The organism is Actinoallomurus acanthiterrae, assembly GCF_054775715.1.
The window spans coordinates 9,442,116-9,454,452 of sequence record NZ_BAAHCO010000001.1 but is presented as its reverse complement, the minus strand read 5'-3'; the positions used below and the strand labels follow the sequence as shown (position 1 = coordinate 9,454,452).

Sequence of the window (12,337 nt, the reverse complement as noted above, 5' to 3'; positions counted from 1 at the left end):
TCGGGTCGGTGCGGACGGGAGGTTCGAGGCCTCGAACGAGTAACACGCTAAGCTGCGCAGGTACTTGCCCTCAAATGCACTTTTTGCAGGTGATAAGTGCGCGTCACGCATTCCAAGCTCGACCTCAACCTTCTCGTCGCCCTCGACGCCCTGCTGGAGGAGGGCAGCGTCGGCGGCGCGGCCCTGCGCCTGCACCTGTCGAGCCCGGCGATGAGCCGTACGCTCGCGCGCATCCGCAAGGCGCTCGGCGACCCGGTGCTGGTGCGGTCCGGGCAGGCGATGGTCCCCACCCCGAGGGCGCTGGCCATCCGGGCGGAAGTCCACGAACTGGTCGAACGCGCGGCCGCGGTGTTCTCGCCGCGCGATCTCGACCTGGCGGCCCTGGAACGGACGTTCACCCTGCAGGCCGACGACTCGATCATCACGGTGGTCGGGCCCGCGCTGCTCGGCCGGATCCGCGGGGACGCGCCGGGCGCGGCCCTGCGATTCCTCCCGGAGGGACCGGAGGACACGTCCGGGCTGCGCGACGGCCGGGTCGACCTGGAGATCGGCGTCATCGACGGCGTGCCGCCGGAGGTACGGGTCGAACCGCTCATCGAGGATCAGCCGGTCGGCGTGGTCCGTACCGGGCATCCGCTTCTCGACGGCGAACCGACCGCCGAGCGGTTCGCCGCGGCCGAGCACCTGACGGTGTCGCGGCGGGGCAGACTCGAGGGACCGATCGACGAGCGGCTCGCCGAACGCGGCCTGCGCCGCCGGGTGGTGGCGTCGGCGCCGACGTTCTCCTCGGCGCTGGTCATGCTGGCCGAGACCGACCTCGTCGGACGCGCGGGCCGCCGCATTCACGGGCCCGTCCTCGAGCGGTTCGGCCTGGTCGCCTTCGACCTGCCCGTCGAGACGCCCTCCAACATGATCGCCATGGCCTGGCACCGCCGCTACGAGGCCGACGCCGCCCACGCCTGGCTGCGTCGCTGCGTACGCGACGTCGTCGCCGAACGCTGACCGTCCGGCATGGGCCGATAGGGTCGTGATCTTGACGAGAGGGGTCGATGTGAGTCATTCCTACGTCGTCACCGGAGGCGGCCGTGGCATCGGACGCGCGGTCGTCGAACGACTCCTCGAAGACGCGAATCACGTCGTCGTGATCGAACGCGACCCGTCGGCGCTCGCCTGGACCCCTACCCGTCCCCGCGTGATCGCGGTCGCCGGCGACGCCGCCGACGAGGCCGTCACGGAGCAGGCCGCGGACCTCGCGCAGGCCGCCGGCACCCTCGCCGGCTGGGTCAACAACGCCGCCGTGTTCGGCCCGGCCTCGCTGGACCTGCCATCGGCGCGCGAGGTGCTGGACCTCATCGCGTCGAACCTGGGCCCCGCCGTGGCCGGATGCATGACGGCGATCCGCCGCTTCCTCGACGCCGGGACCGGCGGGGCGATCGTCAACGTCTCCTCCCACCAGGCGCAGCGGCCGGTCCGGGGGTCCTTGCCGTACGCGACGGCCAAGGCCGCCACGGAGGGGCTCACCCGATCACTCGCCGTCGATTACGGGGCGCGCGGCATCCGGGTCAACGCCGTCGCTCTCGGGTCGATCGCCACCGAACGCTACGAGGCGTTCCTTCGCGGGCAGGAGCCCGCGGCGGCCACCCGGATCGAGCATGAGATGCGCCTGCTGCATCCCCTCGGCAGGGTGGGACGGCCGGAGGAGGTGGCCGCCACCGTCGCCTACCTGCTCTCCGACGACGCGAGCTTCATCAGCGGCGCGACCGTCCCCCTCGACGGCGGACGCTCCGTGCTCGGACACGACCCCGAGGAAGCCTGAACGCGGGCGCGCCGCCGCCCAGATCCTCACGGCCCCTCGGCCTCGACCGTACGCCGGCGGCCGGATCGTGCGCGTCGGCTGGACCGTACGCGCCGGCTGGACCGTACGCCCGTGTGCGCCGGCCGGGCGGACGCGTCGGGTGCATGAGGCCCGCAAGCCATCTGCAAGGGGCCCTGCAAGGGGGCCGGGCGACAGTGGCTGCCCTCATCACTCGGCGGGAGGCGGCACGGATGCAGATCGCGGATGCGGTGGTTCACCTGCGACCGCTGACGCTGGTGGACGAGGGCGACGACGTTCTCGTCGGCGACCCGGAATCGGGGAGCTACGTCGCGATTCCGGCCGTGGGCGCGGTCGTGATCCGGGCGCTGCAACGCGGTGACACCGTCGCCGCCGCCGCGGCGGAGGCGGAACGGGCGGTGGGGGAGCCGGTCGACGTGGCCGCCTTCGTCGACGCCCTCCGGGAGCTCGGGTTCGTGGCCGACGACAGCGATCAGGGGCCGTCGCGGACCGCCGTCGTGCAGCAGCGCCGCTGGGCCGGCGGACCGGCTCGGGAGCGGGTGCGGCCGCTCTTCTCCCGCGTCGCCTGGCTGATCTACGCCGGGGCCTTCGTGTTCTGCGCCGTCTGCTTCGTCGCCCGGCCGGCTGACCAGCGCAACCAGGATCTTCCGCATCGGTCGGCTGATCGGCGTCACCGGGGTCCCCGCCCCGGTCGGCTGATCGGCGTCACCGGGGTCCCCGCCCCGGTCGGCTGATCGGCGTCACCAGGGTCTCCGCGCCGCCGGCCGACCGCGACCGGTCCTTTCAACCGTTCGCGGCCGCGGTGCTCAGTGCTCGGAGCAGGTGCCGAAGACCTCGACCGTGTGCGTGACGTCCTTGAAGCCGTGCTCGGCGCCGACCGCCGCCGCCCAGGTCTCCACCGCCGGCCCCTCGACCTCGACCGTACGGCCGCAGACGCGGCACACCAGGTGATGGTGGTGCTCGTCCGTCCGGCACGCCCGGTAGATCGCCTCGCCGTCGTCGGTGCGCAGCACGTCGACCTCGCCGGTCTCGCTGAGCGCCTGCAACGCCCGGTACACCGTGGTCAGGCCGATCCGCGAGCCGGACGCCCGCAGGTCGGTGTAGATGTCCTGCGCGCTGCGGAAGCTCTCACAGCCGGAGAGCGCCCGGCGCACGTCTTCGCGGCGGCCGCTCACGATACGTCCGTTCGGCGCATACGGACCAGTCTTCCCGTTCCGACGGCGACCAGGAAGACGGCCATCGCGAGGAGCACGATCGTCGGGCCGGGGGCGAAGTCGGCGTCCACCGAGACCCACAGCCCGCCGACGGACGCCAGGACGCCCACCACGACGGCGAGCCCGATCGTCGCCTTGAACCCGCGCGTCAGCTGCTGCGCCGCCGCGACCGGCACCACCATCAGCGCGCTGACCAGCAGCAGGCCGACGGCGCGCATCGCGACGACCACGGTCAGCGCGGCGGTCACCGCGATCAGCAGGGACAGGAACCGGACCGGCAGGCCGCTCGCGCGGGCCACCTCCTCGTCCTGGCACAGGACGAACAGCTCCCGCCCGAACAACAGCAGGATGACGATCACGGCGACGGCCAGGCCGGCGATGATGTACAGGTCGCCGGTGCTGACGCTGCTGATCGACCCGAACAGGTAGCTGCCGAGGTTCGCGCTGCCGCCGGACAGGTTGGCGAACAGCACGCCGCCGGCCAGCCCGCCATAGAACAGCAGGGCGAGCGCGACGTCGCCGCCCGTGCGCGTCCGCACCCGAAGCAGCTCGATCGCCACCGCGCCCAGCGCGGACACGACGAGCGCGAGGATCGTGGGGGAGCTGCGGGTGAGCAGGCCCAGACCGACGCCGGTCAGCGCGATGTGCCCGATGCCGTCGCCGAGCAGGGCCAGCCGCCGCTGGACGATGAACGTGCCGACCGCCGGCGCGGCGACGCCGACGAGGACCGCGGCGATCAGCGCGCGGCGCAGGAAGTCGTACGACAGGAGTTCGATCATGACAGCAGGTGCGGTTCCTCGGCCGGGGCGTGCGGGTGGACGTGGTCATGGCCGGGCCGGGCGCACTCGCCCTTCGGCGTGGGCGGAGCGCCCTCATGCGCGATCCGGCCGTTCTCCAGGACCACGGAACGGGTGATCAACGGCTCCATCGGCCCGAGCTCGTGCGCGACCAGCACGACCGTACGGCCCTGGGCGACCTGCTCGCGGAGCGTACGGGCGAGGGTCTCCTGACTGGCGGCGTCGACGCCCGCCGTCGGCTCGTCCATCACGAAGACGTCCGGCTCACCGGCGAGCGCCCGGGCGATGAGCACGCGCTGCTGCTGGCCGCCGGACAGCTCCTGCGCCGAGTCGCGCGCGCGATCGGCCATGCCGACGGCCTCCAGGGCCCGGTCCACCGCCGCCCGGTCGGCCGCCGAGAACGGCCGGAACCGCGACTGCCGCGCGATCCGGCCCGACGACACGACCTCCCGTACGGTCGCGGGCACGCCGCCGCCGACCGACAGCCGCTGCGGGACGTACCCGACGCGCTTCCAGTCCTTGAACCTCGCCGGCGGCACGCCGTACAGCTCCACCCGCCCGGCGGACAGGGGGATCAACCCGAGCAACGAGCGGATCAGCGTGGACTTCCCGGAGCCGTTCGGCCCCATCACGGCGAGCACCTCGCCCGGCTCGACGGTCAGGTCGAGGCCGCGCAGCACCGGCCGGCGGTCCAGCCGTACTTCGCCGCCTGTCATGCGGAACGGAACGGTCATCGGCATCCTAGGGCGGGTCGCAGCGTCGCCAGATCACGGCGCATGATCGAGAAGTAGTCGTCGTGCGACCCCGGCTTCACGCCTTCGGCGGGGTCGAGCACCTGTGTCCGTACGCCCGCCTCGGTGGCGAGCGTCTGGGCGGTCTTCGGGCTCACGAGCGTCTCGGTGAACACGGTGGTCGCCCCCGTGCGCCGTACGAGCTGGGTGAGGCTCGCCACCCGGGCAGGAGACGGCTCGGCCTCCGGGTCGAGGCCGGTCACGCCGACCTGCGTCAGCCCGTACCGCTGAGCCAGGTAACCGAACGCCGAGTGGCTCGTGACGATCTCCTTGCGGGCGCAGTCGCGCAGGCCCGTACGGAACTCCCCGTCCAGGGCGTTCAGCTTGGTGACGACCTGCGCGGCGCGCGACCGGTATCCGGCGGCGTGGGCGGGGTCGATCGCGGCGAGGCGCTCACCCAGGGCGGTGGCGACGGTGGCGAACCGGTTCGGGTCCAGCCACAGGTGCGGATCCTCGGGCGCGTGGGCGGCCTCGTCCTGCGGCGCCGGAAGCGTCTTGACCAGTGACGCGGCGTCGAGCGAGTGCTTCTTGGCGTGCTCGTGCACGGCCTTGTCGACGGCCGACTGCACGCCCTTGATGTAGAAGGCCAGCTTGGACTCGCCCACGTCGATCACCTGACGCGGGGTGAGCTCGAGGTCGTGGGGTTCGGCGCCGGGCTTGGTGAGGTTCTGAACGGTGGCGTCGGGCCCGGCGACCTGCCCCGCCAGCCACGCCAGGGGATAGAACGCCGCGACGATTTTCGGACCGCCGTGGTCGTTCGCCCGCGCGCCGCAGGCGGTCGCGAGCAGCGCGGTGCCCAGCAACAGAGGCAGGACTCGTCGGTATCGCACGTAACGAGTATGGATGAATATGAAAATGATTGTCAAAATCAGGTATGTCCGGGTGTGCCGGTCAGCTCACTAGCTTCTCGATCGCCATCACCAGGATGAGCAGCGGAAACACCACCCGGACCACGCGATGTGACGGGCTCCGCGCCGGTGCCGCCAGGAACGCGAACCACAGCAGGAACGCCAGCACGGCCAGCAGGATTCCGCCGGCCACGCCCGGGACGGCCAGCCCCGCGATCAGCAGCGCGGGCAGCACCACCAGCGGAACCCAGCGGGGAAGCTGATGGAGATATACGAAGAAGACGGCGCTACGCTTCTGGAGATTGGAACCCACGCTCCCATCGTCGCGCATCGGAGTCCCGCGCGGGGAGATCGCCTCGCGTACCGGCATGATGGACGGGTGCTGGCCATCACCCGCTACCGCGTCCCCGAGACCGACACCGAGACGTTCGTCAAGACCGCGCACGAGGTGCTCGGTTCCCTGGCAGGCAGCCCCGGGCACCGCTCCGGCCGCCTGGCACGCGCCGTCGACGACCCGGACCTGTGGGCGATGGTCACCGACTGGGACGGCGCCGGCTACTACCGCCGCGCCCTCGGCGCCTACGACGTACGCCTGGCCCTGATCCCCCTGTCCGCCCTCGCCATCGACGAGGCGGGCGCGTACGAGACGGTCGACCCCGCGGAGTAAAGCGGGAGACCGTTTCAAGGCGAAGATCTCCCCGGTCCCGCGCGCGCCGCACGGCCGCCGTGCTCCCCCTGCCGATCATCGGTCGTACGGACGACGATCGTGGGGGGACGCCATGCGACGTGCCATGCTGCTCGCCGGAATCCTCGGAACGTTGCTCCCGGGCGCACCGCCCGCCCAGGCGGAGGGGCCGCGCCTCCCCACAGTGGTGGACACGGCCGTCCATCACCGGGGTCCTGCATCGCCGGCCTCGGACGTCCATCACCAGGGTCCCGCGTCGCCGGCCCCGGACGTCCACCATCAGGGTCCCGCATCGCCGGTCTCGGCGGACACGGACGTTCACTATCAGGGGCTGCGAATCCCCGTGCCGGCCGGCTGGGAGATCCACCGCCTCGGCCGCGGCTCCACCGACTGCCTCCGCTTCGACCGGCACGCGCTCTACCTCGGCCCTGCCGGTGAGAACCAGCGCTGCCCGGCCCACGCCGTCGGCCGCACCACGACCGTCCACGTCGAACCCCTCACGGAACAGACCAGCGCCCTCGTGAAGAGCCTGATGGCGGGCTCCGGCGGCGAACGCACCGGACGACCACCCGGCCTGCGGGTGAAGGACCCGGCCGCCCACGAGATCCGCATCGCGATCCCGGAGGCCGGCGCGCTGATCACCGGCTCGTACGGCCGGAGCGAGGAGGATCTGGAGCGGATCCTCGCCCGCATCACCGTGGACCCGCCTCCGGCCGAAGGCGCGGCGGGAGGCGCGGCCGGAGGGTCGGCCGAGCGGCGCAGCGGGGTCGCCCACCGGCGCGGCTGGATCAAAGGCGACGGCTTCGACACCTGCAACGCACCGTCCCTCGACGCCATGCATGCCTGGCGCGGGGAATTCGTCGCCGCCAACATCTACATCGGCGGCGTCTCCCGCTCCTGCCCGGACGGCCGGCTGACCCACGACTGGGTCGCCGCCGTACGGAACATGGGCTGGCGGCTGATCCCGACCTACGTCGGCCCGCAGGCACCGTGCGGCCCGCACCGCATCAACTTCACTCCCGACAGCGCGACCGACGACGGCAAGGCCTCGGCCGAAGACGCCGTCCGCCGCGCCCGCCTCCTCGGCCTGAGCAGACACACCCCCATCTACTTCGATCTGGAGGCGTACAGCCGGCACGACCCGGTCTGCCGGCAGGCGGTCCTCGCCTTCATCAACGCCTGGACCCGGAAACTCCGCCGCCTCGGGTACGTGCCGGGCATCTACAGCAGCCTCACCTCGGGCATCCGAGATCTAGCGGAGGCGAAGGGCATCAGGAAGCCCACAGCCGTCTGGTTCGCCCACTGGGACGAGAAGGCCGACCCGCGAGGCGACAAGGCCATGGAGCACAGGTGGTGGCCCGGGCACCGCCGCATCAAGCAGTACCGCGGCGACCACCTGGAGAAGCACGGCGGCTACACGCTGAACATCGACAACGACGCCGTCGACGGCTACGTCCGCTGACTGAACACGTCAATGCGACGGACCGAAATCTCCTTACCAGACAGGATGCAATCGGGGCCAGATGTGGTCACCAACTGTTTACCTGCGGATTCGAGGTGTCATAACGGGCAGGTAGGCATATTCCGGCCTTTGGGTCATCGACATGACAGCTGGTCCTTCTGTACCTTGACAACCCTTCGCATTGCACGGGGGTGCACAAGTCAAGAAGGGGGGCGGTCGAATGCCGGCGCTCAACGATGGGCCCAAGCAGCCGGGATCCCAGTACCCCAAGGTATGGGTCGGCGGTGGCGACCCGGACGTCAAATGGGCGCCATCGAAGATCGGGCACGCAGCGTCGATCCTCGAAGAGGCGCTGGAGGCCCTCGGCAGCACCGGTGCCTTCAACAAGCTGCAGACCGACGGCCCCGTCACCGGGACCGATCTCGGCAACTGGGACGCGGGCCAGGCTCTCGCCGCCACTGGGCAAGCCGCGCACGACCACATCACCTCGGTCTTCCAGGAATTTGTTCAGGAGTACCGCGCAGCTGTCCATGCGTTGCGCAAGACGGCCGCGCACTACACGGGTACCGAACATGTTCTGACCGACCACTCTCGGCAGATCGGTGCGCAGGAGCGGCGGACGACATCGAAAGACAACCCGACCTGGCCTAACGTGCCGTCGGCCGACTGACGCGGGACCACCATGGCCGTTGACCACAAGACCTACGTCATCAAGAGCGGCGGACGGCCCCAGGGGGCTGGCTCCTACGGCACCCCGGAAGACGTCCAGAAATTGATCGCTGGCACCAACCCAGGCAAGATCACCAACGCGGCCAGTGCCTACGACGAAATCGGCAACGCGATCATCAAGGCGCAGAACGCGCTGTGGGATGCGGCCAAGGTCCTGGCCGATCACTGGAGCGGCCCTGCTGCGGATGCCGCCCAGCAGGCGCTGCGCCGCCTTTACGCGACCGCAGGTGAGCTCGTCGTTCGCAGCAACGAGACCGCCAAGACCCTCCAGTGGTACGGCGGATCGATCCTCCCGATGTACCGGAACATCAAGTGGCCTGAGAAGAACACCGACTCCCCGGCTGCGAGGGCCGCGGCCGACCAGGTCATGAGGAACCTCAACGAGCGCATCGGCCAGACCTGGGACGGCATGCCGCCCCAGATCGAGAAGAACCTGCCCAAGCTGGGCCACTCGTATGACAACGCTCCCGAGCAGCAGCCAAGTGGCGGCGCGCCGAGCGGTGGATCGGGAGGCGGCATCCCTGGGGGTGGCGGCGCGCAGGTACCGACGAGCCACCGTCCCAATCTGTCACTTCCTCACGGTGGTGGCCAAGCGCCGGGACAGAATTACCCCAGCGGGAATTCACCACTTCCAGGGACGTCATTCCCTGGCCACGGTTCCAACGGCACTGACCTGGCCGGTATCACACCAGGCGGTGACTCCATGGGCGGTGGTGGCGCACCCGGTCTGGGCGGCGATCCCATGAGCCCGGTAGTCGGTACAAGAGGGGGCGGAATCGGAACCTCGGGGCTGGGCACACCAGCAGGGAACGGGTTCGGGCCAGGAATAACACCATTGGGGGGCAACGGTGTTCCCGGCACTGGCTACATGGGTGGACCCCCAAGTGGGCTGCAGGGACGTGTAGCCGCCAGCGGCAGACAGGTCAGCGAGAACGGGATGCCATTCGCTTCAGGCTCGGGACGTAGCGATGAAAAGAAGCGGACGCGCACGACTTGGCTTTCCGAGGATGAGGATGTGTGGACCGGTGGTGAGCAGGCGGTCCATGGACTGATCGGTGAGGCCCGGAACCGCGTCGCCGAGCGCGAGCAGGACGCCGACGAGTTTCTTAGTATGGATGAGCTGCAGGAACTGCTGAACCTTGTAAGGGACGAAACAGGCGGGGAGATCGGTGCGCCGTTCAGTACAGAATCCAGCATCGACCTCGCGGATGACCCTCTCTCTCGGATCGTCGATGCGCGATTCGATGCGATGGCGGAAGAAGCAGCTGGTTCGCTCGTCACGGACGTCTCCGACCTGGATGAAGCGAGTATGGGCGCTTTCGGTATCGGTTTTGCTGATGTCGACGATGTCGATGACTTGGGCAACCGCCACTCCTAGTCCGCGTGAAGAGGAATGGTGGTTCGGAACCTGGGACATCCAGGACAAAGTTTGGCCGATCAGTAAAGGTCGTGGTGTAACGGTTGCACTGATCGACACAGGCGTTAACGCTACGCTGCCCGATCTACGGGGTGCCGTACTACCCGGCACCAACATCGTAGGTCCGAAGGGCAAGGGGCTAATCGACTCGGATAAGGGTTTCGGCCACGGCACCGCTATGGCAGCGCTGATTGCCGGCCAAGGCGCTGGGGTCGGCATGGTGGGTATCGCACCCGAAGCCAAGATTATCAGTATCCGTGCCGACGTAGAAGACCTTGCTCCCGCGATCGACTACGCCGTCCAGAGAGGCGCGGATGTCATCAACGTATCTCAGGGGCTGGCGAGCCCGTCTGCTGCCGGTGGCTGCAATGTCGAAATACAACGAGCAATCTCACGGGCTATCGAAAGAGACATAGTTCTTATAGCGGCCGCTGGCAATGACGCGAGTACGGAAGTGATGCACTCTGAGCCGGCGCTCTGCCCTGGTTTCCTGGCTGTGGGGGCGGTCGATTACGAGTTTCGCCCTTGGTTCGACTCGCAGCCGGCTCCATACGTAGCTGTAGCTGCGCCAGGTGTTCATGTCGGATCTATCGGAAAGAACGGTACCTTTATCCCTAAGCTCGATGGAACAAGCGGATCGTCGGCGCTTACTGCAGGCGTTGTGGCGCTCGTGCGCTCTAAGTATCCAGATATGTCGGCGCGCGAAGTGGTTCAACGGATAATCGCAACCGCTCGCGACGTAGGATCTGCCGGGAGGGATGAAAAGACCGGCTATGGCCTGATTCGCCCATATCACGCTCTTGTGGATAAAGTTTCGAGCGAAGCGCCGAATCCAGTTTTTTCGGCATGGGGCAGCTCTGTAAATGAACGTCCGGTGGCATCCGGTAGACCAAGTCAAAAACCTGGCAGCGAGCATCATCTTCACCCTAGTTCCGGACTTCCGTGGCGGTGGATGGCGCTCATTGCTCTTCCTATTTGTATGGTGGTTGCCGGTCTCTTTGTGTTTCAGATGCGTCGTAGGTAGCCTAACTCGCACTTACGCTACGCAGGTTAGTTAGGTGAACGGAGGAAGTGGCTTGGAGCGTGGAAGCGGTGATCGCACAACTGCATTGATGTGGGGGGGTGTTACGTTTATTGACCTTTGCGGAGTGTCGCTAATATGGATTAATGATCCAAGCCTCACTAAGGGGATGACACTTGGTGGAGTGAGTGCAGAAATTATTGCAGCGCTTGGAGCAATCATGGCAGTCGTAAGCGTGTCAGTACTAACTCGACCGAGTGTTCCCCTGCATTGGCGACGCATTCTACGGCTTGTGGTTAATATCATAGCGATTGTGGTTGGCCTTACTGGGTTGGATAGCGCTTCGAGGTCTTCGAACGGTCCATGGTTGCTGGCAGTATTTGGCGCCTTTGGCCTATTCATGGTCGCGTGGTCGCGTGTCGCAAGATCTGGTCCGACGCACACAGGGGACGCCCGATGACTGACCAGGGTATCCACGAGCTAGCAAACCTTCAGCTGCATGCATCGGCCATTCATCGGCTCATCGCCGGAGCATTCGATAAGGCTCCGCGCCATAGCGATGGCATGGACGACGCAGCTGCGGTTCGAGTGTTCCTCGATCGGAATGGGTTGCCAGAGAGGATACAGATAGTCAGCGACTGGCGAGATAGGGTTGGTCCAGAAAAACTTGGTGATGCTGTTGTTTATGCATTCCGGGCTGCTGTTGATAATCGGGTGGCCGTCTGGGCCGATGCCCTGCGAGAGGCAGGCTGGTATGACAAAGCAAACCGTCTTAAGCGCTACCTAAGTAGTCCGGCTTCCTCCATGCCCTCGGATAAACTGCCTGCCGCCTTCCATCGAGACAAGAAAGAGACGGTTCCTCGGACCTTGGAGGACTTGACTGAGGAGTTTATTCAGGCTGCTGACAAGATTTCAGAAGCGCCAGCGCTCCCAGGATCCGTGAGGCGTAAGAGCACAGGCTGGAGCATCGGAAGAAAAGCTTGCCTGGTACTCGATGCTAATGGCATCAAATCGTGTGTCATTGATCTCCAGTGGGCAAGTGCGCGGTCGGGATCAGAAGTCTCGAAGGCACTTGGTGAAGCACTAGCCGCAGCCCGGTCTAGTCTGGCAAAGAATCTAAGCACTAGATATTCTGTTGCCGGCCTCGAAGATCTCCTCGGAAGTGCTATGGACCTGCTAGCCGATCCACGTCGGCTTGTTGAGGAATAGGGATCAATAATGACCCATCAAAAGAATGGCTATTCGGTACACACCGGAGAACTTCGCGACGAAGCTCGCGTCTGGGATAAGCAGAGCGGTGAACTAAGCGGAATAGCTGGCAAGATCGAAGAGTTGCGCATCAAGCGGGTCGAGGCTGGAATATTTCAGCTCTTTATTACCGCTTACGGTAAGGCGGCCCATGAGGTGGGAGCCCGTTGTCAGGAAGGTCATCAACGGACTGAAGAGATTGCTCAATCCTTGCGTGATGTCGCGACTGCATACGAGAAGGCCGAAAGCGAAGGCGAACAGCTTTTCAAGAAGCGTTTCTAGGTTAGGAGA

Annotated in this window: 15 protein-coding genes; 10 read left to right on the top strand and 5 right to left on the bottom strand. The window is 67.1% G+C overall.

Translation table 11 applies throughout. From position 1 onward, the window contains the following. The first annotated feature begins 96 nt into the window (after positions 1-96). The 3 genes from ACYVF7_RS44525 to ACYVF7_RS44515 all read left to right on the top strand — a co-directional run bounded on the left by ACYVF7_RS44525 (position 97) and on the right by ACYVF7_RS44515 (position 2,568). Positions 97-1,002 carry a LysR family transcriptional regulator gene (locus ACYVF7_RS44525; protein WP_460352012.1) on the top strand — a complete coding sequence of 302 codons (906 nt, stop codon included), beginning with the start codon at positions 97-99 and terminating at the stop codon, positions 1,000-1,002. 49 nt (positions 1,003-1,051) lie between these two features. Then, positions 1,052-1,816 carry an SDR family NAD(P)-dependent oxidoreductase gene (locus tag ACYVF7_RS44520; RefSeq protein ID WP_460352011.1) on the top strand — a complete coding sequence of 255 codons (765 nt, stop codon included), beginning with the start codon at positions 1,052-1,054 and terminating at the stop codon, positions 1,814-1,816. Positions 1,817-2,046: 230 nt separating this feature from the next. Then, a complete protein-coding gene (locus tag ACYVF7_RS44515) occupies positions 2,047-2,568 on the top strand; it encodes a hypothetical protein (RefSeq protein ID WP_460352010.1) in 522 nt (173 codons plus the stop codon). 72 nt (positions 2,569-2,640) lie between these two features. On the opposite strand, the gene ACYVF7_RS44510 is transcribed toward ACYVF7_RS44515, so the two are convergent. The 5 genes from ACYVF7_RS44510 to ACYVF7_RS44490 form a co-directional block, all read right to left on the bottom strand. After that, positions 2,641-3,009, bottom strand: a complete 369-nt coding sequence (locus ACYVF7_RS44510) for a Fur family transcriptional regulator (RefSeq protein ID WP_460352009.1) — start codon at positions 3,007-3,009, stop codon at positions 2,641-2,643. Further along, a complete protein-coding gene (locus ACYVF7_RS44505) occupies positions 3,006-3,827 on the bottom strand; it encodes a metal ABC transporter permease (RefSeq protein WP_460352008.1) in 822 nt (273 codons plus the stop codon). Before ACYVF7_RS44505 ends, ACYVF7_RS44510 begins: the two co-directional genes overlap by 4 nt. Next, a complete protein-coding gene (locus ACYVF7_RS44500) occupies positions 3,824-4,579 on the bottom strand; it encodes a metal ABC transporter ATP-binding protein (protein WP_460352007.1) in 756 nt (251 codons plus the stop codon). The genes ACYVF7_RS44505 and ACYVF7_RS44500 overlap by 4 nt, the downstream gene beginning before the upstream one ends. Continuing rightward, a complete protein-coding gene (locus ACYVF7_RS44495) occupies positions 4,576-5,466 on the bottom strand; it encodes a metal ABC transporter substrate-binding protein (RefSeq protein WP_460352006.1) in 891 nt (296 codons plus the stop codon). The genes ACYVF7_RS44500 and ACYVF7_RS44495 overlap by 4 nt, the downstream gene beginning before the upstream one ends. A gap of 61 nt (positions 5,467-5,527) precedes the next feature. After that, positions 5,528-5,815, bottom strand: coding sequence for a DUF6703 family protein (locus ACYVF7_RS44490; protein ID WP_460358457.1), 288 nt, complete (start codon positions 5,813-5,815; stop codon positions 5,528-5,530). A gap of 48 nt (positions 5,816-5,863) precedes the next feature. Here ACYVF7_RS44490 and ACYVF7_RS44485 point away from each other — a divergent pair, with 48 nt between their 5' ends. The 7 genes from ACYVF7_RS44485 to ACYVF7_RS44455 all read left to right on the top strand — a co-directional run bounded on the left by ACYVF7_RS44485 (position 5,864) and on the right by ACYVF7_RS44455 (position 12,328). Beyond that, positions 5,864-6,151 carry an antibiotic biosynthesis monooxygenase family protein gene (locus tag ACYVF7_RS44485; protein ID WP_460352005.1) on the top strand — a complete coding sequence of 96 codons (288 nt, stop codon included), beginning with the start codon at positions 5,864-5,866 and terminating at the stop codon, positions 6,149-6,151. A 112-nt stretch (positions 6,152-6,263) separates the two neighbouring features. Next, a complete protein-coding gene (locus ACYVF7_RS44480; protein ID WP_460352004.1) occupies positions 6,264-7,631 on the top strand; it encodes a DUF1906 domain-containing protein in 1,368 nt (455 codons plus the stop codon). A gap of 220 nt (positions 7,632-7,851) precedes the next feature. Next, positions 7,852-8,301 carry a hypothetical protein gene (locus ACYVF7_RS44475; protein WP_460352003.1) on the top strand — a complete coding sequence of 150 codons (450 nt, stop codon included), beginning with the start codon at positions 7,852-7,854 and terminating at the stop codon, positions 8,299-8,301. A gap of 12 nt (positions 8,302-8,313) precedes the next feature. Next, complete coding sequence (locus ACYVF7_RS44470; RefSeq protein WP_460352002.1) at positions 8,314-9,738, top strand: WXG100 family type VII secretion target; 1,425 nt, start codon at positions 8,314-8,316, stop codon at positions 9,736-9,738. Further along, positions 9,698-10,801, top strand: coding sequence for a S8 family serine peptidase (locus ACYVF7_RS44465; RefSeq protein WP_460352001.1), 1,104 nt, complete (start codon positions 9,698-9,700; stop codon positions 10,799-10,801). Before ACYVF7_RS44470 ends, ACYVF7_RS44465 begins: the two co-directional genes overlap by 41 nt. Before the next feature lie 561 nt (positions 10,802-11,362). Continuing rightward, on the top strand, positions 11,363-12,007 hold the full coding sequence (locus tag ACYVF7_RS44460; protein ID WP_460352000.1) for a hypothetical protein: 645 nt from the start codon (positions 11,363-11,365) through the stop codon (positions 12,005-12,007). 9 nt (positions 12,008-12,016) lie between these two features. Further along, positions 12,017-12,328 carry a hypothetical protein gene (locus ACYVF7_RS44455; protein ID WP_460351999.1) on the top strand — a complete coding sequence of 104 codons (312 nt, stop codon included), beginning with the start codon at positions 12,017-12,019 and terminating at the stop codon, positions 12,326-12,328. Positions 12,329-12,337 lie beyond the last annotated feature (9 nt).

Excerpts from the sequence above, each read along its gene's own strand:
- ACYVF7_RS44500 (WP_460352007.1), bottom strand. The coding sequence starts at position 4,579 with ATGACCGTTCCGTTCCGCATGACAGGCGGCGAAGTACGGCTGGACCGC.
- ACYVF7_RS44470 (WP_460352002.1), top strand. The coding sequence starts at position 8,314 with ATGGCCGTTGACCACAAGACCTACGTCATCAAGAGCGGCGGACGGCCC.
- ACYVF7_RS44455 (WP_460351999.1), top strand. The coding sequence starts at position 12,017 with ATGACCCATCAAAAGAATGGCTATTCGGTACACACCGGAGAACTTCGC.
- ACYVF7_RS44465 (WP_460352001.1), top strand. The coding sequence starts at position 9,698 with ATGTCGACGATGTCGATGACTTGGGCAACCGCCACTCCTAGTCCGCGT.
- ACYVF7_RS44490 (WP_460358457.1), bottom strand. The coding sequence starts at position 5,815 with ATGCGCGACGATGGGAGCGTGGGTTCCAATCTCCAGAAGCGTAGCGCC.
- ACYVF7_RS44505 (WP_460352008.1), bottom strand. The coding sequence starts at position 3,827 with ATGATCGAACTCCTGTCGTACGACTTCCTGCGCCGCGCGCTGATCGCC.
- ACYVF7_RS44515 (WP_460352010.1), top strand. The coding sequence starts at position 2,047 with ATGCAGATCGCGGATGCGGTGGTTCACCTGCGACCGCTGACGCTGGTG.
- ACYVF7_RS44460 (WP_460352000.1), top strand. The coding sequence starts at position 11,363 with ATGGACGACGCAGCTGCGGTTCGAGTGTTCCTCGATCGGAATGGGTTG.
- ACYVF7_RS44475 (WP_460352003.1), top strand. The coding sequence starts at position 7,852 with ATGCCGGCGCTCAACGATGGGCCCAAGCAGCCGGGATCCCAGTACCCC.
- ACYVF7_RS44480 (WP_460352004.1), top strand. The coding sequence starts at position 6,264 with ATGCGACGTGCCATGCTGCTCGCCGGAATCCTCGGAACGTTGCTCCCG.